Here is a 25,022-nt window from a genome sequence, read left to right as displayed (position 1 = left end):
TTTATTTACAACAACTCCCTCGCCGCCGACACAATGTCGTGTGCCGTCAGGCCATACTCCTTCTGCAGGAAGTCCTGTGTCCCCACCTGGCCGTAACGCTCCTTCACGCCCACCCGACGCATCGGCACCGGACAGGTTTCCACCAGCACTTCCGCCACTGCCGATCCCAGCCCGTTATGAATGCTGTGGTTTTCGCAGGTCACGATACGTCCGGTTTTCTCGGCGTAGTTTTTCACCAGCATCCGGTCAATCGGCTTAAGGGTAAACATGTCGATCACCGCGGCGCTGACGCCCTCCTGTTCGAGCTGACGCGCCGCTTCAAGCGCTTCCGCCACCATAATGCCGTTGGCAATCAGGGTGATGTCACTGCCTTCGCGCAGTACGTTGCCCTTGCCAAGCGTAAATGTCGAACCCGGCGCATACACGCTCGGGGCCTGCTTACGGATGGTACGCACCCAGTAGAAACCTTCGAGGTCAATAAGCTGGCGCAGTACATCTTCAAACATCACCGCATCCGTTACCTCCAGCACCACCGAATGGGCCAGCCCCCGCACGATGCCCATATCTTCAAACGACATATGCGTGCCGCCGTTATGACAGGCCGTCACGCCGGCATCTGAAGCAATGACCTTCACATTGTTACGCTGGTAGTCCAGGGACATAAACAGCTGGTCGAAACAGCGACGGCTGGCGAAGGCGGTAAAGGTATGCACGAACGGCTTGCGTCCGGTCAGCGACAGCCCCGCCGCCGTCCCCATAACGTTAGCTTCCATGATGCCGCAGTTAATCACATGCTGCGGATAATCACGTGCCACGCCATCCATCGCCATTGAGCTCATCAGATCCGCCTCGAGGGCGATAATGTCGCTCCCGGCTTCAATCTGCTGTGCCACAAACCCCGCGTAGACTTTACGCATCTCGACGGCGTCTTTCTGACCTGCAGGTGCAACCTTAATCATGTGAAGCCTCCAGTTGGCGAATCGTCTCGTTGAGGGCCGCCTTGCTCTCGGCGGTTAATCGCAGATGGTGCGAGTTACTCAGTTGCTCCAGATACGGCACGCCCTGCCCTTTGATACTGTCGAGGATCACCACCAGCGGGCGAGCATCCGCCGCCGGAACCAGCGATGTCACCTCCAGCAGTGCCGGAATGTCATCTCCTTTCACCGTCACCACGTCAAACCCGAAGGCACGGAATTTTCCTTCCAGATCGAACGCACAGATAATGTCGTCGAGTTCGCCATCAAGCTGCTGTTTGTTCCAGTCAACGAATACGGTCAGGTTATTCAGGCGATGGTGTGCAATAAACTGGAACGCTTCCCAGCACTGCCCTTCGTTCAGCTCGCCGTCGCCGACGATACAGAAAACCCGGTTGGGTCGTCCCGCCAGCTTATGCGACAGCGCCATTCCACCGGCGATGGAAATCCCCTGCCCCAGCGAGCCGGTGGTGGCATCCACCCCGCGCGTTTTTAGCCGGTCCGGATGGCTCGGCAGACGCGTACCGTTCTGGTTCAGCGTGCTCAGCTCTTCCATCGGGAAATAGCCTTTGATCGCCAGGGTGCTGTACAGCGCGGGACCAGCATGTCCTTTTGACAAGACAAAGTAGTCACGCTCTGGCCAGTCCGGGTCGGCCGGGTCAATTTTCATCACTGCGCCGTACAACACGGCCAGGGTTTCAACAACCGACATACTGCCGCCGTAGTGACCAAAGCCCAGCAGGGTCAGCATTTTCAGCGTTTCAAGGCGGATCTGACGCGCCAGATGGGTTATCTCATTCTCATTCATGATTTGGCTCCGGTGTTTTCCTGCGCGTTATCGCCCGCAGATTTGTTTTTAGCGAACACGTTGTACGCCACCAGCAGTGCGAACAACGCCACAACAAGGCCGGTGATGGCAAGCGGCGACAGGAAGCGCGCCAGGTTACCCAGCACGATCCCGACAGCGCCAAAGTCAGCGTCCGAGAACGTGGTATTGGCAAATCCAATTGCCCCCAGCACCGGCAGCAGCAGAACCGGCAGGAAGGTGATCAGCAGGCCGTTGGCAAACGCACCAATCATCGCTCCACGACGTCCCCCGGTGGCGTTACCAAACACGCCCGCGGTAGCGCCGGTGAAGAAGTGCGGCACCACACCAGGCAGAATCAGCACCCAGCTGAATTGCCCACAGATAAACAGACCCACCAGCCCGCCAAGGAAGCTGAACAGGAAGCCAATCAGCACCGCATTTGGCGCATACGGATAGACAACCGGGCAGTCCAGAGCCGGACGTGCATTCGGCACCAGTTTTTCAGAAAAGCCGGTAAAGGCCGGGACGATTTCCGCCAGAATCAGGCGCACACCCTGCAGGATGATGAACACCCCCGCGGCGAACGTGATGGCCATGATGATGGCATAGACCAGGTAGTTCTGACCGCCGCTAAAGGTCGCCTCAACGTAGTCACGCCCGGCGCTCACCGCCATGATCAGGTAGATGATCATCATGGTCAGCGAGATGGAGATAGAGCTGTCGCGCAGGAAGCTCAGGTTCTTCGGCAGGTTCATCTCTTCAGTCGAGCGAGAGCCTTTGCCGAACTTGCTGCCAATCCAGCCGGAGAGAACATAGCCCAGGGTACCGAAGTGACCAAAAGCGATGTCATCGTTGCCGGTAATGCGCTTCATGTAACGCTGCGCCAGCGCCGGGAAGAAGGCCATCACCAGACCGAGGATCAGCGACCCGGTAAAGACCAGACCAACGCCCTCAAAGCCCGCCACGGTGAGGATGACCCCAATCATGCATGCCATGTAGAAGGTATGATGCCCGGTCAGGAAGATATACTTCAGACGCGTAAAGCGGGCGACAATGATATTTGCCACCATACCGAATGCCATAATCAGCGCGGTAGAGGCACCGTATTTCTCTAGCGCAATAGAAACAATTGCCTCGTTATTGGGAATAATGCCCTGAATATTAAAGGCGTGTTCAAACATTCCGCCTAACGGATTTAATGACCCAACCAGCACCGTAGCCCCGCCGCCGAGCACAATAAAACCGAGTATGGTTTTAATGGTCCCTTTCACCACATCAGAAAAAGATTTCTTTTGAGCGACCAGGCCAATTAAGGCTATTAAGCCCACCAGAACCGACGGGACTTTTAATATATCAACAACGAAATTCAGCGTTTCAAGGATAAACATATCCACCTCGCCTTATCAGGATTATTGTCTGTCGAACCAGGCGCGGAGCTGCGCTTCGAGTTCGTTGATATCAATGATGTTGTTGATCACCACCAGCTGGCTTTCCGGCACGCTGGCGCTGGCGGCAATGTCCTTCGCCATCACGAAAAGATCGGCGGCACCCGGCGTTGCCGAGGAGAGATCGGAGTGTTCAACGTCGGCGTCAATGGCCAGCTTCTTGAGCACCTTTTTAATATTCATTTCGACCATAAAACTACTGCCCAGGCCTGAACCGCAAATAGCCATAATTTTCATTGTTGTCCCCTTTTTTTGAGTAGAGCACGCCCCATCACGCTAAACGTAATGTTGTGATAAATCGGATGAGAGAATTAAATCAGAAGCGGTCAATAATCGTTTTAATATCCTCCAGGGTATTCGCCTGATGCAATTCAGCCATATCGTCGTCGCTGGAAAATAATTCAGCGAGGGCAGAGATCATGTCGATGTGACTGTGTTTATCCGGCGCCGCGAGCATAATAATAACATCCACGGGATCGAACTCACCGGCACCAAAAGAGACTCCCTTTTTCAGCTTTAATAATGAGAGGCCTAATCCTTTGGCCCCCTCTTCCGGCCGCGCATGCGGCATGGCCAGCCCTGGTGCCAGCACATAATAAGGTCCTAATGCATGATGCTGCTCAATGATGGCCGTCACGTATTCCGGGCCAATCACCTGCAGATCCAGCAACGGTTTCGCGCATATTTCCAGCGCCTGCGGCCAGCTTTCTACGCTCTCCTGCAGCGTGATGGTTGTATCATATATCCACTTTTTCAGCATTTCTCCGTCCCGCCACAATGCAAAAGATGAGCAAACTTTATTCAACACATCCCATATTGACTGCGATCGGGATCACAAAGATAGCGCTACCAATCGCTAACATTCAGAAGTGTGATAGCGCTATCAAATTGTAATCATGGTGTGAATTCACAGCAAAAAAAGGGATTTAAGGCGTATACTGCGTTTCACGTGAAACGAAGGATGATAATAAAAACGCGTCTGGTCAGCAGGAAGGTGTATGTCTCTAACCCGAAAACGGCGCAGTACCGGTAAAGTGACACTCGCCGATGTCGCACAGCTTGCCGGGGTGGGCACGATGACCGTGTCCCGTGCACTCCGCACGCCTGAACAGGTTTCCGATAAACTGCGAGAAAAAATAGAAGCCGCTGTACAGGAATTGGGTTACATGCCTAATCTCGCTGCCAGCGCGCTGGCCTCGGCATCGTCATGGACGATTGCGATGGTCGTTCCTAATCTCTCCGAATCCGGTTGCTCGGAGATGTTCGCCGGGCTTCAGCAGGTGCTGCAGCCTGCCGGATACCAGATCATGCTGGCCGAATCACAGCATCGACTCGAGCAGGAAGAAAAATTGCTGGAGACGCTGCTGGCGTCGAACATTGCCGCTGCGATTTTGCTCAGTGTTGAACACTCCGATACTGTCCGCCACTGGCTGAAAAACGCGTCCATTCCGGTCATGGAGATGGGGGCCATGCGCGCCGATCCTATTGATATGAATATCGGGATTGATAACGTCGCGGCGATGTACGAACTGACGGAGATGGTTATTAAGCGCGGCTACCAGAATATTGGCCTGCTGTGCGCTAACCAGGAGCAGTGGATTTTCCAGCAGCATTTACAGGGCTGGTACAAAGCGATGCTTCGCCACCATATGTCACCAAACCGGGTGATTAACGCCGCCATGCCACCGAGTTTTTCCACGGGTGCGGCGCAACTGCCGGAGTTCCTGCTGGCGTGGCCAGAGCTGGATGCACTGGTGTGCGTGTCGGATGAACTGGCCTGCGGGGCACTTTATGAATGCCAGCGTCGGCGTATAAAAGTACCGGACGATCTGGCCGTGGTGGGTTTTGGCGATAGCGACGTCAGCCGGGTCTGTCAGCCACCGCTGACGACCATGGCTGTGCCACATCGTAAGATTGGGATTGAAGCGGGACGCGCGTTACTGGAACGTCTGAATGATGGAGACTGGCGCGACCATAAACCTATCGCGTCCAGCCTGTGTCTGCGGGAGAGCTGTTGAGGCTTACTCCGCCTCTTCCTCTTTTTCCGCTTTCGTGGATTCGTTTTTAGCGTTGCGGGTCATCCACAGCGCCAGCGCTTTTAACGAATCCGGGGTGAACTCGTCGCAACGCGCGGTAATTTCTTCCGGCGTCATCCAGTTCACTTCGCTCACTTCTTCTTCCTGCAGGGCGAACGGGCCATGGGAAACGCAGCTAAACAGCCCGCCCCAGACGCGGCAATGTTCGTCCTCGAAATAGAACTGACCATGCTCGGCAAACGGCACGCCGGCAATCCCTAACTCTTCTTCCGCTTCACGACGCGCGGAGTCCAGCAGAACTTCATCCGCCTGAACAACGCCGCCTGCAGTTGCATCCAGCATACCAGGGAGAAAATCTTTGGTGTCCGTGCGGCGCTGAACCAGAATTTTGCCCATCCCGTCATGCACAACGATGTATGTCGCACGGTGACGCAGACGCTCCGCGCGCATTTGTTCGCGGCTGGCCTGCGCGATCACTTCATTCTCTTCGTTGACAATGTCAACCCACTCTGTACTTGCCAAATGACTCTGCTCCACCATCGGGAAACCTTCTCGTCTAAGCGCTCTTTCGGCGCGTTTGCAGTTGAGGTGTAACTTACGGATTAATCGCTATTTGCGCAATAACTTGCTGATCATTAAGTGCGATTACGCTTAACGTATTCTCATCGAGCATGCCATAGCTTGCTGGATTTCCACCTTTCGGTATGCTGACCGAACCGGGGTTAAAGTGATACATCTCGCCGCGTTTTTCTGCCACCGGAATATGAGTATGACCGTAAACCAGGACATCGCCAGCCGCCAGTGCCGGGAGATTTTCCGGGCTAAAAAGATGACCATGGGTCAGGAACAGACGGCTATTTTCCATCAGCACCTGTTGCCAGGGGGCAGTGATGGGAAAATCCAGCAGCATCTGGTCCACTTCACTGTCGCAGTTACCGCGAACGGCGATAATGCGCGAAGCATACTGGTTGAGTTTTTCCGCTACCTGCGCCGGTGCATAGCCTTCCGGCAGCGCATTGCGCGGACCATGATTTAACACATCCCCCAGAATCACCAGCCATTGCGCCCCGCTTTGAGCAAACAGAGAAAGAACACGCTCGGTCGCGGGCAGCGAACCATGGATATCAGACGCAAACATCAGTTTCATCAGTCACTCCCTGGAAATCAGACTGCCCTATCATACCTGAAGCGTCAGGCTATATCAGCCCGCCCGCTTAGCGGAGAGTGCCACATAGCGCTGCACTGAGGCGCGTTGCCACTGAAACGCGGCATAATCCACCAGCAGCTGAGGCACCTCATCTCCATTGAGGATCAGACGGTTCAGCATCAGCGCCAGATCGGTATCGGCAATACACCACTCGCCGAATAAATTTGGATTACCATGAGCCAGCAGAGAAGTCGCGGTATCGATCAGTTTTTGGGCACTGGCCGCACCGTCTTTACTCAGCGCCGGTTTTTTCACCCCGGCAAACACCACATCCGTGGAGCGTTCCACGCGAATCGGCACCAAATCGCTGCGCAGCCACGCCTGGATCTGACGTGCGCGGGCACGTTTTTGCAGATCGTGAGGGTAGATGCGCTCCCACTCAGGAGGTGCGAACCGATCTTCCAGATACTCATCGATCGCCGACGATTCACTCAGCGCGAAGCCATCAATGTCCAGCACCGGCACGCGACGGGTCAGGGCGTAGCCCTGCCACTGTGGTTTCAGATGTTCACCGCCGCCCAGATCCACCGTCTTTAGCGTAAATGACAGTCCTTTTTCGGCCAGCGCCACGTACGCGCTCAGAACATAGGGAGAAAAGAAATCTGCATCGGACCATAACGTGATTACGGGCTGGTTCATAACATCCTCATCGGCTGATCGGTTTTCATTCAACATATAATCTCTTTGCCTCGCTGTCACTTGATGAAAACTCACGATTTACAACAACCACCTATACTCATTTTTCATGGCGTCACTATTTTCACTGACAGGAGTTGAGAATGATCGACCTTTATTATGCCCCCACCCCGAACGGCCATAAGATCACCCTCTTTCTTGAGGAAGCCGAACTGGATTACAGGATCATTCGCGTGGATATCAGCAAAGGCGATCAGTTCAGTCCTCTCTTTCTGGCTATATCGCCAAACAATAAAATCCCGGCCATTATTGATAACCATCCTGCCGATGGGGGCAAGCCGTTGAGCCTGTTTGAATCCGGAGAAATATTGCTCTATCTGGCAGAGAAGACTGGCAAATTGCTGAGCGGAGAGCTGCGCGAGCGTCACCACACGCTGCAGTGGCTTTTCTGGCAGACGAGCGGTCTGGGGCCGATGCTCGGACAAAACCACCATTTTACCGCCTACGCGCCGCAGCCGATTCCTTATGCTATCGAACGCTATCAGGTGGAAACCCAGCGGTTATACGGCGTTCTGAACCGTCGGCTGGAGAAAGCACCGTGGCTCGGCGGGGATCATTACAGCATCGCCGACATTGCCTGCTGGCCCTGGGTGAATACCCATGAAAAGCACCGCATTGACCTGGCGTCTTACCCGGCGGTGAACAACTGGTTTGAACGAATCCGCACGCGTCCGGCCACCGAACGCGCCATGCAAAAAATCCAACAAATTTAAGCCGGTGGCTGGTGTGTGCCGGAGAGGCTCTCATGTATTATGTGAAGGAAATTCTGACACGGAGAAGACCTGCAATGTCACAGCATGACGCTATTATTCGTATAAAAAATTTACGCCTACGCACCTTCATCGGTATCAAAGAGGAAGAGATCGCCAACCGTCAGGATATCGTGATTAATGTGGTTATCCACTACCCGGCTGAGAAAGCGCGGGCCAGCGAAGATATTAATGATGCGCTGAACTACCGCACGATAACCAAAAAAATCATCCAGTACGTGGAAAACAACCGCTTCTCTTTACTGGAAAAATTAACTCAGGATGTGCTCGACATCGCACGCGATCATCACTGGGTCACTTATGCTGAAGTAGAGATCGATAAACTTCACGCCCTGCGTTACGCCGATTCCGTCTCGATGACGTTAAGCTGGCAACGCCAGGCGTAACCCTGGAGGTTGTATGAAGATTTTGCTGACCGGCGGTACCGGCCTGATTGGTCGCCATCTCATTGCGCGTCTGCAGGCGTTGCATCACGACATTACCGTGGTGACGCGCAGTCCAGAGAAAGCGCGCCAGGTGCTGGGCGCAGGTATCGACATCTGGAGAAATCTGGCCGAGCAGCAGAATCTGGACGGGTTTGACGCCGTCATCAACCTGGCAGGCGAACCGATCGCCGATAAGCGCTGGACGGAAGAGCAAAAACAGCTCCTGTGCAGCAGCCGGTGGACCCTTACCGAGAAGCTGGTTGAGCTTATCCGCAACAGTCATACCCCGCCGTCGGTTCTCATTTCGGGTTCTGCCGTAGGGTATTACGGCGATCTCGGCGAGGTGGTGGTAACGGAAGAAGAGCCGCCCCACAACGAGTTCACCCATAAACTTTGCGCCCAGTGGGAGCGTATCGCCTGTGCTGCGCAAAGCGATCATACCCGCGTCTGCCTGCTACGCACCGGTGTGGTCCTTGCCCCGAAAGGCGGCATTCTGGCGAAGATGCTCCCCCCTTTCAGGCTCGGTCTTGGCGGGCCAATCGGCAATGGCCGTCAGTATCTGGCATGGATCCATATCGACGATATGGTCAACGGTATTCTCTGGCTGCTGGATAACGATCTGCGCGGGCCGTTTAATATGGTTGCGCCCTACCCGGTGCGTAACGAACAGTTTGCCCATGCTCTCGGACATGCCCTGCATCGCCCGGCGATTTTGCGCGTGCCTGCTACGGTGATCCGCCTGATGATGGGTGAAGCGTCCGTGCTGGTATTAGGCGGGCAACGGGCCCTGCCAAAACGGCTGGAAGCGGCCGGGTTTGCGTTCCGCTGGTATGACTTAGAAGAGGCGCTGGGGGATGTGGTGAGATAATGTTACAGTGATATGCCATGTTCCGACGAAATGGCATATCTATGGCAACCATTACCACTCCCCGGCTCCATCTCACCCCCTTCGAACCCACTGACTGGCCTTTTTTCCGTGCCCTGCGCGAGGATCGCGCCATCATGCAGTATATGGCCGCTATCGCCCCGGAAAAAGAGACCCGACGCCTGTTTGCCGCACGTCTGACGGCAGCGCATGTGTTCGTTATCCGCTTACGCGATGAAGAGACCCCGCTGGGCGATATCGGCCTGCAAATCAGCGCTGAAAATCGTGAAGAGGCGGATATCGGCTATACGGTCGTGCCTGCCGCGCAAGGCCAGGGCATCGCCAGTGAGGCACTGCGCGCGGTGTGTGACTACGCATTTAACCAGACGGGCGTAAAGGCGATTAACGCATATGTGCTGGCAGACAACGGCGGATCAGTCCGGGTACTGGAGAAAGCGGGTTTTGTGCGCACGCAGGTGCTGGAAAAAGCGTATGAGATTAACGGTGTGCGGTATGACGACTGGGTGTATCGACTGGAGTGTGGTGCGGTCTGATGCCCACACTCCGGCCCTCTCCCACAGGGAGAGGGGAAAGGCTAAACCTACTTCAAAGACCCCTTCAGGAACTGCTGCAGACGCGGGCTTTGCGGGTTCGCTAACACCTCATCGGGATGCCCCTGCTCTTCGATTTTACCCTGATGCAGGAAGATGACGTGGTTAGAGACGTTCCGGGCAAAGCCCATCTCGTGCGTCACCACCACCATCGTTTTGCCCTCTTCGGCGAGCTTCTGCATGATGCGCAGCACTTCGCCAACGAGTTCCGGGTCCAGCGCGGAGGTCGGTTCGTCGAACAGCAAGACTTCCGGCTCCATCGCCAGCGCACGGGCAATGGATACACGCTGCTGCTGCCCGCCGGACAGATGTACCGGATACTTCATCTGCTGGCGCTCATCAATACCCACTTTCGCCAGGTATTTCACCGCACGGTCGCGGGCGTCCTGTTTGCTGAGACCCAGCACCTGGATTGGCGCTTCCATTACGTTCTCCAGCACCGTCATATGGCTCCAGAGATTAAAGTGCTGGAAAACCATCGTCAGGCGCGTACGCAACAGACGCAGCTGATTTTTATCCGCCACCTTCAGCTGGCCGTCTTTGTCACGCACCAGATTGATGTTCTGCCCGCTCACCACAATTGAGCCTTCGCTCGGTTTTTCGAGGAAGTTAATGCAGCGCAGGAAAGTACTTTTACCGGAGCCGGATGAGCCGATAATACTGATGACATCGCCCGCGTTTGCCTGCAGCGACACCCCTTTCAGCACTTCATGTTCGCCGTAGCGTTTGTGCAGATCAATAACGTTTAATTTGTTCTCAGCCATCATCATTCTCAGTGCGTCGAAGAAGGTTTTATATGCTGCAACCAGCGTTTTTCTGCCTTACGGAACAGGCTAATCAGGACGTATGAAATTATCAAATAAAGCACTGCCGCAATACCGAATGCGGTAAACGGCTGATAGGTTGCCGAGTTAATATCCCGGGCAATCTTCAGTAAGTCCGGCACCGTGGCGGTAAAGGCCAGCGCCGTGGAGTGCAGCATCAGAATCACTTCGTTACTGTACGCCGGTAACGCAATACGCAGCGCCGACGGCAGAATGATGCAACGGTAAAGCTTCACGGAGGAGAAGCCGTACGCACGCGCCGCTTCAATTTCACCGTACGGGACAGAGCGAATCGCCCCTGCGAAAATCTCGGTGGTATAGGCGCAGGTATTGAGCGTCAATGCCAGCACCGTACAGTTCAGACCGCTGCGGAAGAACGCATTGAGCATTTCAGTGCCTTTTACGATCTCAAGCGTGTACATCCCCGAATAGAACACCAGCAGCTGCACGTATAGCGGCGTACCGCGAAACACATAGGTAAACAACCAGATTGGGAACTGGATAAATTTATTGTTCGACACACGACCAATGGCAAGAAATACCGCCAGAATGCCGCCCATCACCACGGAGGAGATCAGAAGCCAGAGCGTAATGGCGACGCCGGTGAAGCGATAGCCATCTGTCCACAGCAGCGATTTCCAGTATTCCTGAATAATCTCAATCACAGATCAGCCCTCTTCACACCCACGGAGTAGCGACGTTCGAGCAGAAGCAGCACACCATTGGAGGCGGTCGTAAAGACCAGATAGATTACGCCACATACCACCGCAAAGTAGAACGGCTCCCAGGTGCTTTTGCCGGCAAGCTGGGTTGCTTTCACCACATCTTCCAGGCCAAGCAGAGAGACCAGCGCGGTTGCCTTAAGAATAACCTGCCAGTTGTTACCGATACCTGGAAGCGCATAGCGCATCATGGCCGGGAACATGATTCGACGAAACGTCTGTGAGGAGGTGAAACCGAATGCGGTTGCCGCTTCAATGTGGCCTTTCGGCACAGCCATATACGCGCCGCGGAAGGTTTCGGTGAAGTAGGCCCCATAGATAAAACCGAGCGTAATGATACCGGCCACCATCGGGTCGATATCGATTTGTCCCATACCCATTGCGTCCGTCACGCTGTTAAGCGCAATCTGCAGACCGTAAAAGATCAGAAGCATCAGCACCAGATCGGGAACACCGCGAATCAGCGTCGTATAGCCTTCAAAAATCAGCGCCAGCGGCTTGTTAGCTGAAAGCTTCGCCCCTGCGCCCGCCAGACCTATCAGCACCGCCAGCACCACGGAGCTGAGAGCCAGCTCAAGGGTGACAAGCGCGCCCTGTAAAATAACGCCAGAAAATCCGTACAGCATACCGCGAGCCCTGTCGTATCGTGAGTGGTGGAACCGTGTCTTTTCCCCTCCCACAGTGGGAGGGGCTGCACGTTATTTGACGGGGCGATTAGCCGCCGTAAACATTGAAATCGAAGTATTTTTTCGCAATTTTCTCGTACGTGCCGTCAGCGCGCATTTCGGCAAACGCTTTGTTCAGCGCTTCTCGCAGTTCGTTGTCTTCCTTGCGCAGGCCCATACCGGTGCCTACACCAAACAACTTCACATCCTTGATGGATGGACCGCCAAACTTATAGTCTTTGCCGACCGGCTGCTTCAGGAAGCCTTCGCTCGCCGCGACTTCATCCTGGAACGCCGCGTCAATGCGGCCTGCCGTCAGGTCAGCGTAGATATTTTCCTGTCCCTGATAAGAGACGATTTCAATCCCTTTCGGCGCCCAGTGTTCGTTACCGTAGGTTTCCTGAGTAGTCCCCTGCAGCACACCCACGCGTTTGCCTTTCAGCGACTCGAGAGTGGGCTGAATGTCGGAAGATTTGGCGACGACCAGACGTGAATCTGCCGCGTAGAGTTTGTCCGTGAAAGCAATCTCCTGCTGGCGTTTTTCAGTGATGGAGAGCGAGGACATAATCACGTCGATTTTTTTCGCTTTCAGCGACGGGATCAGCGCATCCAGTGGGTTCTCAACGTAGGTACACTGCGCTTTGATGCGTTTGCACAGTTCGTTGGCCAGATCGATGTCAAAACCAACCAATTCACCTTTAGAATTCTTCGATTCGAACGGTGCATAGGTAGGATCGGTACCGATTCGAATTTTCTGCGGAATTGCTGCGAATGCCGCGGTGGCGCTGGAAAAGGCCAGCACCAGAGAAAGTGACAATACTAGTTTTTTCATATCTGTCCTCAACAAACTGTCTACATCCGGGATTTTTACGACGACGGGGTGGTGCTAATGTGCCATCAATCCCCTCCGTCAGGCAAAGAATAATGCCTTTGAGCCGGGATTTTTTGCATTATAAATGCGTAAGTATGCACACAGCGATCCAATACAGTGCATTAATTGCACCATATTGGATCATCCCGCCTGACAATGCACCTCAGCAGTGCATTGTCGTCAGGTATTAGTCACCGTAGACGTTGAAGTCGAAGTATTTCTTCGCCAGTTTGTCGTAGGTACCGTCTTTACGCAGCTCAGCAAACGCTTTGTCGAAGGCGGCTTTCAGCTCGGTATCGTCCTTACGCAGGCCGATACCCGTACCGTCACCAAAGTACTTTTTGTCTTTCACGGACGGGCCAGCAAAAGCGTACTCTTTGCCCGCTGGCTGTTTCAGGAAGCCTTCACTCGCGGCGACTTCATCCTGGAATGCCGCATCCAGACGGCCTGCCGCCAGGTCAGAGTAGATCAGATCCTGGTTCTGGTACGCCACCACATCGACGCCCTTCTCACGCCAGTTCGCATTGGCAAACCCTTCCTGCGTTGAGCCCTGAAGCACGCCGACATGCTTGCCTTTCAGCGAGTCGATGGTGGGTTGAATCGGGGAGCCTTTAGCGGCAATCAGACGTGAATCTGCAGCGTAAAGCTTGTCAGAGAAGGCAATCTCCTGCTGACGTTTTTCGGTGATAGAGAGAGAAGAGATAATGGCGTCGATTTTCTTGGCTTTCAGCGACGGGATTAACGCATCAAAGTCGCTGCCCACCCATGTGCATTTCACCGCAATGCGTTTGCACATTTCATTTCCCAGATCGATATCAAACCCAACGAAATCGCCTTTCGCATCCTTGGAAGAGAATGGCGCGTAGGTTGCGTCTGTACCGATACGAACTGTCTGTGGAAGCGCTGCGTAGCTACCTGCTGCCGCACTTAACCCCACCAGCAAAGACAGAGCCAGAACCGTCTTCTTCATACATTTACCCTCAAGTACCGTGATTTTATTATGTATTGTGTTGTGTGTTGTGTTGCAGGCTTCTCTTGCAGGTCTTATGCCACATTGCCGTCTGGTGAAAAGTTCGACGTTAAATATGTTAATAAAACGTTGCGATATTGCCTTAATGGTGAAAGATAGCAGGTCTGCCGAACGAACCGGAAAGAGAAAAAGGGAAAAAGCGAATTAAATGTCGAGGATATGATCGCCGTTGCATAATTGCCCTGAAACAGGGCACGTTATCTTTTCATGCACGCTGTGGGTGCACAGATTCAGGCACCCTGCCAGCGGGTGAAGAGGTCTTCGGGCAGGTCGATATCAAACTGATCGAGAACGCGGTTAACCGTCTGATTAATCACATCATCCAGTGAAACGGGCCGGTGATAGAACGCCGGTACCGGTGGCATGATCACCGCGCCGAGTTCAGCAGCCTGAGTCATTAAACGCAGATGTCCCAGGTGCAGCGGCGTTTCCCGCACGCAGAGAACCAGAGGACGACGCTCCTTCAGCACCACGTCCGCGGCGCGGGTCACCAGCGTGTCGGTATAGCTGTTTACAATGCCGGAGAGCGTTTTAATGGAACATGGCAGGATAACCATGCCGGCCGTTTTAAACGAGCCTGAGGAGATGCTGGCGGCGATATCGCGGGCATCGTGAACCACATCCGCCAGCGCCTGGACATCACGCAGTGAGAGGTCGGTTTCAAGAGAGAGGGTCTGACGTGCCGCCTGGCTCATGACCAGATGCGTTTCCACTTCTGCCACGTCACGCAGCACCTGTAACAGACGTACGCCGTAAATCGCGCCACTGGCACCACTGAGCCCAACAATGAGTCGTTTCATGATTTTCGCCCTAACTGATTTCAGGGCAGACTGTGCAGGATTTTGCGGGGAGTTGCAAGTGAGGGCAAATGCCCTCACTTGCACAGACATCAACCTTCGTTGTGCATCTCTAAACTTTCGAGATCGTTTTGCAGCTGGACGGCCTTCGCATCGTCGTTGCGCAGCGAATCAAGGTAATCGAGGTACTGCTGGTCAACGTCTTTCGTCACGTAGACGCCATTAAACACAGAGCATTCGAACTGCTGAATATCCGGGTTCTCAGCGCGTACTGCGTCGATAAGATCGTTCAGATCCTGGAAAATCAGGCCGTCGGCACCGATGATCTGACGAATTTCGTCCACTTCACGACCGTGAGCGATCAGCTCGTTGGCGGTTGGCATATCGATGCCGTACACGTTCGGGAAACGAATTTCCGGTGCGGCTGAGGCCAGATACACTTTCTTCGCACCCGCTTCGCGCGCCATCTCAATAATCTGTTCTGAGGTGGTGCCACGAACGATGGAGTCATCCACCAGCAGGACGTTTTTGTCGCGGAACTCAGCGCGGTTTGCGTTCAGTTTACGACGCACGGACTTACGGCGCAGCTGCTGACCCGGCATGATAAAGGTACGACCAACGTAGCGGTTTTTCACAAACCCCTGACGGTATGGCTTGTCCAGAATGCGGGCGATTTCCAGAGCGATATCGCAGGACGTTTCCGGAATAGGAATAACGACGTCGATATCCAGATCGTCCCATTCGCGGGCAATCTTCTCGCCAAGTTTTGTCCCCATGTTCACGCGCGCGCTGTAAACGGAAATCTTGTCGATAAACGAGTCCGGACGGGCGAAGTAAACATATTCAAACAGGCACGGATTGCTCACCGGGTTGTCAGCACACTGGCGGGTGAACAGCTGGCCCTTCTCAGTGATATAGACCGCTTCGCCAGGCGCAACATCACGCAGGAACTCGAAGCCCAGGGTATCCAGCGCCACGCTTTCAGAGGCAACCATGTATTCGGTACGACCATCACCGAGATCGCGCTTACCGAGCACCAGCGGGCGGATGCCGTTTGGATCGCGGAAGGCAACCATCCCGTGGCCGATAATCATCGCCACGCAGGCATACGCACCACGGATCTGGCGGTTAGTCGCGGCAACGGCGGCAAAAATGTTGTCTGCTTCCAGCGGGTAGTGACGGAAGTTGTCCAGCTCGCTGGCAAAGATATTGAGCAGAATTTCAGAATCAGAGGTGGTGTTAATGTGGCGACGTTTCTCTTCGAACAACTTCTTACGCAGCTCGTGCGCGTTGGTCAGGTTGCCATTGTGGGCAAGCGTGATGCCATACGGTGAGTTGACGTAGAAAGGCTGAGCCTCAGAGGCGCTGGAACTGCCAGCAGTAGGATAACGAACGTGACCGATCCCCATATTACCTTGCAGACGCTGCATATGGCGGGCTTCAAACACATCATTTACCAGACCATTCGCCTTACGTAAACGGAAGCAGTTGTTTGCATCAATGGTGATGATACCCGCAGCATCCTGCCCACGGTGCTGAAGCACCGTTAACGCGTCATAAATCGACTGGTTTACCGGCATGAAACCGGCGATACCGACAATACCGCACATTCGTCTTTTCCTCGTTAAGCCACATCTCAGAGCGCATTACGCTCTGGGCAAGAAACTCGACGAGCTTTGCAGATAGTCAAAGAACCATCTGATGATGAAACTGAACTCTGGAATGAGCTGCGATTTTTGCCAGTCTTCACTTTTGGAGAACCCGGTAAAGGTATCCAGGAAGAACAGGATCGCGGCCACAATCAGCACGCCTCGTAGTGCGCCGAAACAGATCCCGAGTACCCTGTCTGTTCCTGACAGACCGGTTTTCTCGACCAGCTGACCTATCACGTAATTTACGATAGCGCCGACAATCAGCGTCGCGATAAACAGCACCGCGATAGCGATTCCATTTCGGACCAGTTCATCTTCAAAGCCCGTGAACCAGACAGACAGGTAAGTGTAGTAATGACTGGCAACAAAGAAAGCACAACCCCAGGTTACCAGCGATAACGCTTCACGAACAAAGCCACGGATCAGGCTAACCAGACAGGAAAAACCAATCACCGCAATGATGGCGTAATCAATCCAGACCATATGTGTCCCACGATTTAACGCCCTGTCATCCAGTTCGGGGCGAATTCTAACAGAAAAAGAAAACGTTTGCGTAGGGATTTCCTTCCCGCGCGTAAATAAAAAAGGCGCTGAAAAAATGTTCAACGCCGTGGCTTTTTACGTCTCTGTGGACGTCTGCCGTCACTCTTCCCCCCACCCTCTCCTCATAGAAAGGATAAGGGTGAGGGAGGGGTTAGTTCGCGCTGTAGCTCATCACCACACCGCTCAGGCCGGAGATCTGCTTCAGCTCACCCAGCGATCCTTTAAGCTTATCTTTGGACGCTTCTGGCCCCACGAGAATACGGGTAATTTTACCCTGTACCGGCGTGGAAGGTGAAGTGTAAACACGATATCCCGCACTGCGCAGTTTACCCACCACCTCATTGACCTTATCGGCATTTTTCAGCGCACCCAGCTGCACGACGTAGGCTTTGCCCGTCGGAGCGGCTTCCTGCTGAGCCGGTTTCGCCGGAGGCGGTGTCTCTGTCGCTGCGGCAAGCTGTTCGCTCGTTTTATCACGCTGCGGTTTCGGCTGCGTTTTTTCGACCGGCTTCGGTTTCTCAGCCGGTTTAGGCTGCACGACCGGAACCGGTACAGGATCGATATCGTTGGTGTTGCTCGCCGCCAGACGAGACGGATCAAGAGACGGCGCAGCCGCATCGCCCGCGCGAACCTCTTCCGCTGCGCCTTCCGGCGGCTGAGCAGGAAGGGCCTGTGTCGCCGCAGGCAGCATATCCGGCTCGTCGCGATCGCCCGGTTTCGGTACCAGTGGAATGGCTGCAAACTCATCATGATAGTGCTTTTTCTGCCCGTCGAGCAGGCCCGGAAGAATAATGACTCCCAGCGCCACCAGCACTATTGTTCCTGCTAAACGGTTCTGAAACTTACTCGCCACCGGTTCTCCCCGCGTCCATCACTTCCATGACATGTGCCACCGTGTGGAACGAGCCACACACCAGCACGGTATCTTCTGGTTTAGCATCCGCCATCGCGGCATGCCAGGCCTGAGCCACGCTATTATAGATTGCGCCTTTGCCGAGATGTTCCATCAACTGCTCAGCGGTCGCCCCGCGTGGCCCCTCCAGAGGAGCACAATACCAGCTATCGACCACACTCTCCATGCAGGCCAGCGTACCGCCAATATCTTTATCATGAAGCATACCGATAACCGCCAGCACGCGCCCGGTTTTTGGTAACGATTTGAGACGTCCCGCGAGATACGCCGCGGCATGCGGGTTGTGCGCCACATCGAGGATCAGGCGCGGTGACTCGCTGACAATCTGGAAACGCCCGGGCAGGATCGCCCGCTCAATGCCCTCGCGAATCGCCTGCTCGCTCACCGCCAGACCGCTTGCACGCAATGCCGCCAGCGCGGTTGCCGCGTTAGGCTGCGGCACCTGCGGCAATGGCAGGTTGTCCAGTGCGCCCTGCGCATCGCTAAAGCGCCAGCCGTCTGCCTGAACCTCATACTGCCAGTCTACGCCACGGCGCAGCAGACGCGCCCCCGTCTCATTCGCCACCTCTGCAATGGTGTGCGGCATATCCGGCTCGCCGACCACGGCAGGTTTATTCGCCCGGAAAATCCCGGCTTTCTCGCGACCAATGCTTTCGCGATCCGGCCCCAGCCAGTCGGTATGATCCAGCGCAATGCTGGTCACGACGGCCACATCCGCATCCACCATGTTGGTGGCATCAAGACGCCCGCCGAGGCCGACTTCCAGAATCACCACGTCCAGCTGCGCCTGCTTAAACAACCACAGTGCCGACAGAGTGCCGTATTCAAAATAGGTTAATGAAATTTCACCGCGCGCGGCTTCAATTTCCGCGAAAGAGGCGGTATGCGCTGATTCCGGCAGCTCGCGATTTTGCACACGCACCCGCTCGGTATACCGCACGAGGTGTGGAGAGCTGTAAACACCAACCTTATAGCCTGCTGCCATCAGGACAGATTCCAGCGTGCGACACGTCGTGCCTTTACCGTTCGTTCCGGCAACGGTGAACACAAACGGCGCTGGTTTCAGTACGTCGAGACGCGCGGCAACCTGGCTTACGCGCTCAAGCCCCATATCGATGGTTTTACTGTGCAGGTTTTCCAGATAAGAAAGCCACGCGGCCAGGGGCGACGTGGCTTGGGGAATGCTTTTATTTTCCATGATGCCCGGTCATTAACAGTTGAGAAAGCAAAAGGGCAGCGCCATCCGGCCCTGCCCTTTTCAGTTATCAGGCCTCGGGTTCCTGATCCGGTACCACCACGCCTTCGCGCGGCTCATCCGGGTTCGGCGCTGGCAGATTCATCAGCTTCGCCAGGATGCTTGCCAGTTTCAGGCGCATCTCCGGACGGCGGACGATCATGTCGATAGCGCCTTTTTCGATGAGGAACTCACTGCGCTGGAAGCCCGGCGGCAGTTTTTCACGTACGGTCTGTTCGATGACGCGGGGACCCGCAAAACCGATCAGCGCTTTCGGCTCAGCGATGTTCAGATCGCCCAGCATGGCAAAGCTTGCGGAAACGCCACCCATCGTCGGGTCGGTCAGCACGGAGATGTACGGCAAACCGCGCTCCTGCATTTTCGCCAGCGCAGCAGAGGTTTTCGCCATCTGCATCAGCGACATCAGCGCTTCCTGCATACGTGCACCACCGGAGGCGGAGAAGCAGATCAGCGGGCAGTTGTCTTCCAGCGCCTGCTCAACGGCACGCACAAAGCGCGCACCCACGACAGAGCCCATTGAGCCCCCCATAAAGGAGAACTCAAACGCGGCAGCTACCACCGGCATCGTGTGCAGGGTGCCTTTCATGACGATCAGCGCGTCTTTCTCGCCGGTCTCTTTCTGTGCAGAGGCCAGACGGTCTTTGTATTTTTTGGAATCACGGAACTTCAGCACGTCTTTTGGCTCAAGCTCGCTACCCAGTTCTACCAGAGAACCTTCGTCCAGCAGGCTATGCAGGCGATTACGCGCCGTCATACGCATGTGGTGGTCACACTTCGGACACACCTCAAGATTGCGTTCCAGCTCTGCGCGGTACAGAACCTGGCCGCAGCTATCACACTTCGTCCATACCCCTTCAGGAATGCTCGCTTTACGAGTCGGGGTTATGTTGCTTTTAATTCGTTCAATCCAGCTCATTGATAACCTTTCTGCCTGAACCTGGTCGTATGCCAGTTTTGCTATAAGAGGCGAATAATGCCATTTTTGCCTCCAACAGACCATGAATGTTGCACATTAAAACATAACAGCCCGAAACTTTGGATAAAAAAGTGGTCGAACCGCCAGTATGCATTTACTTCGCTTGCTTTGCTGCCGCACGTCGGTGACGAATAATCTCAATAACCCCAGGCAGTACCGAAAGCACAATAATCGCTACAATCAGTAACTTAAGGTTTTCCTGGACCACCGGGAGATCGCCAAACAGGTAGCCGGCATAGGTAAACAGCAACACCCACAGCAGCGCGCCAACAACGTTATATGCCGCAAAGTGACGATAGGACATATGCCCCATTCCCGCCACAAACGGTGCAAATGTACGCACAATAGGCACAAAACGGGCAAGGATAATGGTTTTGCCGCCATGGCGTTCATAGAACGCATGGGTTTTATCGAGATAGCTGCGACGGAAAATTTTCGAGTCCGGATTGCTGAAAAGCCGCTCACCAAACACCCGTCCAATCGTGTAGTTCACCGCATCACCAATAATCGCGGCGATAACCATCAACACAACCATCAGATGCACATTCAAATCGTTAGTCGGTAACGCGGATAACGCGCCGGCCACGAACAGAAGTGAATCCCCCGGCAGGAACGGGGTGACAACCAGACCGGTTTCACAGAACAGAATGAGGAACAGAATAGCGTAAACCCAGACGCCGTACTGCGCGACCAGCTCCGCCAGGTGAACATCAATATGCAGGATGAAATCAATCAAAAAACGTATTACGTCCATTTTTTCTAAGCCTTAATTGCACCTTTGATTAGTCCGCTAAAAACAGCGGGCCCATTGGCGGTTTCGGCAGGTCAAACCGATCCGGATAGTCTACCGAGACCAGATACAGCCCTTCCGCTTTCGCCGTGGCTGCCGCAAGCGTTCTGTCCTTCGCTGCCAGCAGTTCTGCAATCCAGCTCTCCGGCTGGTGTCCGGCGCCCACTTCCATCAGGCTGCCCACAATATTCCGCACCATATGATGTACAAAGGCATTGGCTTTGATATCCACCACCACATACGCGCCATAACGGCTGACGTTTATGTGCATGACATTACGCCACGGCGTACGGGACTGGCACTGCACCGCACGGAACGAGGTAAAGTCATTTTCACCAATCAGACACTGCGCCGCACGATGCATACGTTCAGCATCAAGCGGTTCATAAAAATGCGTCACGCCCTGGCTTAACACCGCCGGACGCAGGCGCTGATTGTAGATGACATAGCGATAACGGCGCGCGGTGGCGCTGAAACGCGCATGAAAATCTTCGGGAACATCTTTTACCCAACGAACCGCAATGTCTCCAGGTAAATTCGCATTCACCCCCAGCGTCCATGCGGCGTCCTTTCGCACAGCGGTGGTTTCAAAATGAACCACCTGCCCCGTGCCGTGAACGCCGGCATCCGTACGCCCGGCACAGAAAACGACTATCGGTTCGTTCGCCACCTGAGAGAGCGCTTTTTCCAGTTTTTCCTGGACGCTGCGCACCTCATTTTGACGCTGCCAGCCATAATACTTACTGCCATCGTACTCAATACCGAGGGCAATTTTATGAACAGGCTTGTGATCCACGTCTGACATCAGTACAGGTACTCCTGCACGAGTTTCTCCGCAATTTTCACCGCCATCAGCGCGCCGCCAAAGCGAACGTTATCGGCAACTGACCAGAACTGGATCTGCTCAGGCATTCCGTAATCGTTACGCACGCAGCCAACAGACAGATGTGCACTACCGGTCGCATCACCAACCTGCGTCGGGAACTCACTCTCTTCGGAGAGGGCGATATCCTCACCGCGACCAAACGCGTCACGCGCTTCTTCTGCGGCGAGCGGGCGCAGCGCTTCAAAACCGACCATCTGCGCGTGGCCGTAGAAGACAGGAGACTGCACGCAGCTGGCAGAGATCATCAGGCCGTCATCCTGCAGGATTTTGCGGACTTCATCGACAATACGGCGCTCTTCGCGCACGCTGCCTTCGCGATCCGGCAGCAGTGGCAGCATGTTAAACGCCAGCTGGCGACCAAAATAGTCGTCTTCATCAATCGGAACGCCGCTCAGCAATTTCGCGCTCTGCCCGGCCAGCGCGTTAACCGCTTGCTTGCCGTTGGCAGACGCAGACAGCAGGCTGGTGACGAAGATACGCGACAGGCCGCCTTCATCGATCAGCGGTTTCAGCGCGGTAAGCAGCTGACTGGTCAGGCTGTTCGGTACGGCGATAACGTTGCGGTTACGGTAGTCTGCCAGCACAAACGGGTTCACATCCGGCACCACCAGCGGCACATCCGGCTCAAGCGCGAACAGACCGCTTAAATCAATCACCAGACAACCCGAGTTGGTGGCCTCTTCAATGTAAGACGCCGTAGCCTCAGCACCGGCTGCAAAAAACGCCAGCTGCGCCTGAGTCCAGTCGAACCCGGCCGCATCCTGAACCATGACAGATTTACCGCCAAAACGCAGATGTTCACCCGCGCTATCTGTACGCGCCAGCGCATAGATATCACCCACCGGGAACTGACGCTCAGCAAGGGTTTCGAGCAGGGCTTCACCCACGGCACCCGTGGCACCTAAAATGGCAATGTTCCAGCCTTCAGACATGGTGGTTTACTCCAGAAATAAAAAAGCGTCCCTGTCGGAGTATCCAACAGGGAGCATTAAGAAGACATTAATGTGCCGGGTGATGAACGGCGTTAAAACCCAGTTTATGCAGCTGCGTCGCAGCCGTTGCGTCGTCGCAAATCACATACAGGGAAGACCACTCGCGGCGCTCAACATAGTTCTTGCGCAGCTTATCAAACTCACCCGGAATACCCGCCACTTTACGCAGCAGCGCGTCATCGCGGCGCACATCATACACCAAATGGACCAGTCGTTTCAGCGTTGCCTGATCGAGTGGCCCGTGCAGGGTAATGCGGCCAAATTCAGGCGCAGGCAGTAAGGTATCCAGCGCCACCTGCTGTGGATGGCCGATAAAGGCGCTATAGGCCTCAAAGACCTGCGTCGTGCCGCGGGCTTTTCCTTCAAGGGTATAACCGGCTATATGCGCCGTTGCGACGTCCACCTTGTTAAGCAGCGCAACGTTAAGCTCAGGCTCCGGCTCCCAGACGTCCAGCACCACGCTAAGCGCTTGCCCCTCGTCCAGACATTTCAGCAGCGCAAGGTTATCGACCACCGGACCCCGGCAGGCATTTATCAGAATAGTGCCAGGCTTCAGACGACGGATCAGGGCTTCGTCAGCAAGGTGCAGCGACTTATAAGGCCCCTCTTTAAACAGCGGCGTATGGAAAGTGATCACATCGCACTGTGCAACCAGTTCATCCAGCGAACGGAAGTCGCCTTCATCACCGTTGTCTTTACGCGGCGGATCGCACAGCAGAGTGCGAATGCCTAACGCCTCAAGACGTTTATGCAGGCGCCCGCCCACGTTGCCCACACCAACAATCCCGACGGTACGGTCCTGCAACGCAAAACCGTCGCGCTCTGCCAGCATCAGCAGAGAGGAGAAGACATATTCCACGACCGCAATGGCGTTGCAGCCCGGCGCGGCTGAAAAACCGATCCCCGCCTGCTTAAGCCATTTATCATCCACATGATCCGTCCCTGCCGTTGCGGTCCCGACAAATTTCACCGCTTTGCCGGAGAGCAACGCCTCATTTACTTTGGTTACCGAGCGCACCATCAGCGCGTCTGCATCATCCAGCTCGTTTACCGGGATCGGCCGACCCGGGACAGCCTTAACGTTGCCGAGGCGGCTAAAGAGCTCGCGGGCATAAGGCATATTTTCATCAACGAGGATTTTCACGTCTGAGTACCTGTTTGAGAGGAAGAAAACCCATCAAGTGTGCCATAATCTGGCCGCCAGGCATATACGTCTGCCAGGTTTACGCTGAGTTTTGACTTTAAGGATTTTTTGACGATGCAGCCCATTTCAGGTACGCCGCCGCGCCCTCCGGGTGAAGGCCCTGTCACGCCAAACGTTGCAGGCGAACAACCGCTATCCACACAACAGCGCACCGTGCTGGAGCGACTGATCACGCGTCTGATCGCGCTGACGTCGCAGCAAAACGCGGAAGTCTGGGCTGGGGTAAAGCACGATTTAGGTGTCAGGAACGACGCACCTTTGCAGTCGCGCCATTTCCCTGCTGCCGAGCAAAACCTGAACCAGCGGATTGATACTGCACAGCAGAATCACAGCACACGCCAGATTGTCTCGCAGCTGACCGAGCTGTTGGGCCATGGAAATAACCGCCAGGCGGTGAGTGATTTTATTCGCCAGCAGTTTGGTCAGACCGCCCTGAGCCAGCTGACCCCGGAACAGCTCAAAACCGTACTGACGCTGCTGCAAACCAATCAGCTGTCAATTCCACAGCCTCAGCAACGCCCTGCGACCGAGCGTCCGCTGCTGCCTGCCGAGCACAATACGCTCAAGCAGATGGTGACCAAGCTGGCCGCCGCCACCGGCGAACCGACGAAGCTTATCTGGCAATCAATGCTGGAACTCTCCGGCGTAAAAGCGGGCGAGCTGATCCCGGCGAAACAGTTTACGCATCTGGTGACCTGGCTACAGGCGCGTCAGACGCTCAGCACCCAGACCGCTCCAACCCTGCACACGGTTCAGGCGGCACTTAAGCAGCCGCTGGAGCCGAACGAATTTGACGCCATTCGTGATTACGCCCAGCAAACCTGGCAGGCCACACCGCAAACGGTACTGACCACCGCGCAGGTGCAGGATGTGCTCAATCAGATTTTCGTTCGCCGCGCCGAACGCGAAGGGGGCGTGCCGGAAGCACGAAACATTCAGCCAATCTACAATCCGCTGTTTGCGCCGGTGATGGAAACGTTCAGAACCCTCTCTGCCCGTCCAGGGTTGATGTTTATTGCGTTAATGATTGCACTGGCGATTTTCTGGCTGGTCGCATAACGGTTT

Annotated in this window: 29 protein-coding genes; 6 read left to right on the top strand and 23 right to left on the bottom strand. The window is 54.9% G+C overall.

What is annotated here, in order from left to right; genetic code table 11:
• Nucleotides 1–5: 5 nt before the first annotated feature.
• From ACMVME_RS06750 to ACMVME_RS06730, 5 genes are all read right to left on the bottom strand, one after another.
• Complete coding sequence (locus ACMVME_RS06750; protein WP_025203581.1) at nucleotides 6–959, bottom strand: transketolase family protein; 954 nt, start codon at nucleotides 957–959, stop codon at nucleotides 6–8.
• Nucleotides 952–1,782, bottom strand: coding sequence for a transketolase (locus ACMVME_RS06745; RefSeq protein ID WP_049022768.1), 831 nt, complete (start codon nucleotides 1,780–1,782; stop codon nucleotides 952–954). Before ACMVME_RS06745 ends, ACMVME_RS06750 begins: the two co-directional genes overlap by 8 nt.
• Nucleotides 1,779–3,170, bottom strand: a complete 1,392-nt coding sequence (locus tag ACMVME_RS06740; RefSeq protein WP_020883137.1) for a PTS ascorbate transporter subunit IIC — start codon at nucleotides 3,168–3,170, stop codon at nucleotides 1,779–1,781. Before ACMVME_RS06740 ends, ACMVME_RS06745 begins: the two co-directional genes overlap by 4 nt.
• A 21-nt stretch (nucleotides 3,171–3,191) precedes the next feature.
• Entirely contained in the window at nucleotides 3,192–3,464 is a 273-nt protein-coding gene (locus tag ACMVME_RS06735) for a PTS sugar transporter subunit IIB (protein ID WP_014171013.1), read from the bottom strand.
• A 79-nt stretch (nucleotides 3,465–3,543) separates the two neighbouring features.
• A complete protein-coding gene (locus ACMVME_RS06730) occupies nucleotides 3,544–3,987 on the bottom strand; it encodes a PTS sugar transporter subunit IIA (protein ID WP_025203579.1) in 444 nt (147 codons plus the stop codon).
• 238 nt (nucleotides 3,988–4,225) lie between these two features.
• On the opposite strand from ACMVME_RS06730, the gene ACMVME_RS06725 reads away from it, so the two are divergent.
• Complete coding sequence (locus tag ACMVME_RS06725) at nucleotides 4,226–5,245, top strand: LacI family DNA-binding transcriptional regulator (protein ID WP_014171015.1); 1,020 nt, start codon at nucleotides 4,226–4,228, stop codon at nucleotides 5,243–5,245.
• A gap of 3 nt (nucleotides 5,246–5,248) precedes the next feature.
• On the opposite strand, the gene yfcD is transcribed toward ACMVME_RS06725, so the two are convergent.
• Genes yfcD through yfcF form a run of 3 tightly spaced genes read right to left on the bottom strand, consistent with a single transcriptional unit; the run spans nucleotide 5,249 to nucleotide 7,109 of the window.
• Nucleotides 5,249–5,803: an NUDIX hydrolase YfcD gene (gene yfcD, locus ACMVME_RS06720; protein WP_014171016.1), complete on the bottom strand. Its 555-nt coding sequence runs from the start codon at nucleotides 5,801–5,803 to the stop codon at nucleotides 5,249–5,251.
• A 55-nt stretch (nucleotides 5,804–5,858) separates the two neighbouring features.
• Entirely contained in the window at nucleotides 5,859–6,410 is a 552-nt protein-coding gene (gene yfcE, locus ACMVME_RS06715) for a phosphodiesterase (RefSeq protein WP_014171017.1), read from the bottom strand.
• 54 nt (nucleotides 6,411–6,464) lie between these two features.
• A complete protein-coding gene (gene yfcF, locus ACMVME_RS06710) occupies nucleotides 6,465–7,109 on the bottom strand; it encodes a glutathione transferase (RefSeq protein ID WP_032681959.1) in 645 nt (214 codons plus the stop codon).
• 140 nt (nucleotides 7,110–7,249) lie between these two features.
• Here yfcF and yfcG point away from each other — a divergent pair, with 140 nt between their 5' ends.
• The 4 genes from yfcG to ACMVME_RS06690 all read left to right on the top strand — a co-directional run bounded on the left by yfcG (nucleotide 7,250) and on the right by ACMVME_RS06690 (nucleotide 9,780).
• Nucleotides 7,250–7,879, top strand: a complete 630-nt coding sequence (yfcG, locus tag ACMVME_RS06705; RefSeq protein ID WP_020883132.1) for a GSH-dependent disulfide bond oxidoreductase — start codon at nucleotides 7,250–7,252, stop codon at nucleotides 7,877–7,879.
• Between the two features lie 74 nt (nucleotides 7,880–7,953).
• Complete coding sequence (gene folX / locus ACMVME_RS06700; RefSeq protein ID WP_020883131.1) at nucleotides 7,954–8,322, top strand: dihydroneopterin triphosphate 2'-epimerase; 369 nt, start codon at nucleotides 7,954–7,956, stop codon at nucleotides 8,320–8,322.
• A gap of 13 nt (nucleotides 8,323–8,335) precedes the next feature.
• Nucleotides 8,336–9,229: a TIGR01777 family oxidoreductase gene (locus ACMVME_RS06695; RefSeq protein WP_014171021.1), complete on the top strand. Its 894-nt coding sequence runs from the start codon at nucleotides 8,336–8,338 to the stop codon at nucleotides 9,227–9,229.
• A gap of 41 nt (nucleotides 9,230–9,270) precedes the next feature.
• Nucleotides 9,271–9,780, top strand: coding sequence for a GNAT family N-acetyltransferase (locus ACMVME_RS06690; RefSeq protein ID WP_032678617.1), 510 nt, complete (start codon nucleotides 9,271–9,273; stop codon nucleotides 9,778–9,780).
• A gap of 47 nt (nucleotides 9,781–9,827) precedes the next feature.
• On the opposite strand, the gene hisP is transcribed toward ACMVME_RS06690, so the two are convergent.
• From hisP to pdxB, 15 genes are all read right to left on the bottom strand, one after another.
• On the bottom strand, nucleotides 9,828–10,601 hold the full coding sequence (gene hisP, locus ACMVME_RS06685; RefSeq protein WP_020883129.1) for a histidine ABC transporter ATP-binding protein HisP: 774 nt from the start codon (nucleotides 10,599–10,601) through the stop codon (nucleotides 9,828–9,830).
• Between the two features lie 8 nt (nucleotides 10,602–10,609).
• On the bottom strand, nucleotides 10,610–11,326 hold the full coding sequence (locus tag ACMVME_RS06680; RefSeq protein WP_008502590.1) for an ABC transporter permease: 717 nt from the start codon (nucleotides 11,324–11,326) through the stop codon (nucleotides 10,610–10,612).
• The gene (locus tag ACMVME_RS06675) at nucleotides 11,323–12,009 is read right to left on the bottom strand and encodes a histidine ABC transporter permease HisQ (protein ID WP_020883127.1); all 687 of its coding nucleotides are present in this window, start codon (nucleotides 12,007–12,009) and stop codon (nucleotides 11,323–11,325) included. Before ACMVME_RS06675 ends, ACMVME_RS06680 begins: the two co-directional genes overlap by 4 nt.
• An 88-nt stretch (nucleotides 12,010–12,097) precedes the next feature.
• Nucleotides 12,098–12,880: a histidine ABC transporter substrate-binding protein HisJ gene (hisJ, locus tag ACMVME_RS06670; protein WP_020883126.1), complete on the bottom strand. Its 783-nt coding sequence runs from the start codon at nucleotides 12,878–12,880 to the stop codon at nucleotides 12,098–12,100.
• 226 nt (nucleotides 12,881–13,106) lie between these two features.
• Nucleotides 13,107–13,889: a lysine/arginine/ornithine ABC transporter substrate-binding protein ArgT gene (argT, locus tag ACMVME_RS06665; RefSeq protein ID WP_014171026.1), complete on the bottom strand. Its 783-nt coding sequence runs from the start codon at nucleotides 13,887–13,889 to the stop codon at nucleotides 13,107–13,109.
• 290 nt (nucleotides 13,890–14,179) lie between these two features.
• Nucleotides 14,180–14,749 carry a UbiX family flavin prenyltransferase gene (locus ACMVME_RS06660; RefSeq protein ID WP_014171027.1) on the bottom strand — a complete coding sequence of 190 codons (570 nt, stop codon included), beginning with the start codon at nucleotides 14,747–14,749 and terminating at the stop codon, nucleotides 14,180–14,182.
• An 89-nt stretch (nucleotides 14,750–14,838) separates the two neighbouring features.
• Nucleotides 14,839–16,356 (bottom strand): amidophosphoribosyltransferase, encoded by a 1,518-nt coding sequence (purF, locus tag ACMVME_RS06655; RefSeq protein WP_014171028.1) that lies wholly within the window; start codon nucleotides 16,354–16,356, stop codon nucleotides 14,839–14,841.
• Between the two features lie 36 nt (nucleotides 16,357–16,392).
• Nucleotides 16,393–16,881: a colicin V production protein gene (gene cvpA, locus ACMVME_RS06650; protein ID WP_000262116.1), complete on the bottom strand. Its 489-nt coding sequence runs from the start codon at nucleotides 16,879–16,881 to the stop codon at nucleotides 16,393–16,395.
• 211 nt (nucleotides 16,882–17,092) lie between these two features.
• A complete protein-coding gene (gene dedD / locus ACMVME_RS06645; protein ID WP_414743403.1) occupies nucleotides 17,093–17,794 on the bottom strand; it encodes a cell division protein DedD in 702 nt (233 codons plus the stop codon).
• Nucleotides 17,784–19,052, bottom strand: coding sequence for a bifunctional tetrahydrofolate synthase/dihydrofolate synthase (gene folC, locus ACMVME_RS06640; protein ID WP_025203572.1), 1,269 nt, complete (start codon nucleotides 19,050–19,052; stop codon nucleotides 17,784–17,786). Before folC ends, dedD begins: the two co-directional genes overlap by 11 nt.
• Before the next feature lie 67 nt (nucleotides 19,053–19,119).
• A complete protein-coding gene (accD, locus tag ACMVME_RS06635) occupies nucleotides 19,120–20,025 on the bottom strand; it encodes an acetyl-CoA carboxylase, carboxyltransferase subunit beta (RefSeq protein ID WP_020883123.1) in 906 nt (301 codons plus the stop codon).
• A gap of 154 nt (nucleotides 20,026–20,179) precedes the next feature.
• Entirely contained in the window at nucleotides 20,180–20,839 is a 660-nt protein-coding gene (locus ACMVME_RS06630; RefSeq protein WP_020883122.1) for a DedA family protein, read from the bottom strand.
• A 28-nt stretch (nucleotides 20,840–20,867) separates the two neighbouring features.
• A complete protein-coding gene (truA, locus tag ACMVME_RS06625) occupies nucleotides 20,868–21,680 on the bottom strand; it encodes a tRNA pseudouridine(38-40) synthase TruA (RefSeq protein ID WP_068794841.1) in 813 nt (270 codons plus the stop codon).
• Nucleotides 21,680–22,693: an aspartate-semialdehyde dehydrogenase gene (locus ACMVME_RS06620; RefSeq protein ID WP_014171035.1), complete on the bottom strand. Its 1,014-nt coding sequence runs from the start codon at nucleotides 22,691–22,693 to the stop codon at nucleotides 21,680–21,682. Before ACMVME_RS06620 ends, truA begins: the two co-directional genes overlap by 1 nt.
• 67 nt (nucleotides 22,694–22,760) lie before the next feature.
• On the bottom strand, nucleotides 22,761–23,897 hold the full coding sequence (gene pdxB, locus ACMVME_RS06615; protein WP_025203570.1) for a 4-phosphoerythronate dehydrogenase PdxB: 1,137 nt from the start codon (nucleotides 23,895–23,897) through the stop codon (nucleotides 22,761–22,763).
• Nucleotides 23,898–24,011: 114 nt separating this feature from the next.
• Between pdxB and flk the strand changes: the two genes are divergently transcribed.
• Complete coding sequence (gene flk, locus ACMVME_RS06610; RefSeq protein WP_040018049.1) at nucleotides 24,012–25,016, top strand: flagella biosynthesis regulator Flk; 1,005 nt, start codon at nucleotides 24,012–24,014, stop codon at nucleotides 25,014–25,016.
• The last annotated feature ends 6 nt before the right edge of the window (nucleotides 25,017–25,022 follow it).

Origin of the sequence: Enterobacter cloacae complex sp. 2024EL-00711 (assembly GCF_047529885.1) — a bacterium.
Lineage (GTDB): Bacteria > Pseudomonadota > Gammaproteobacteria > Enterobacterales > Enterobacteriaceae > Enterobacter > Enterobacter ludwigii.
The sequence above is the reverse complement of the archived record's forward strand: the minus strand, read 5'-3'. Positions and strand labels throughout refer to the sequence as shown.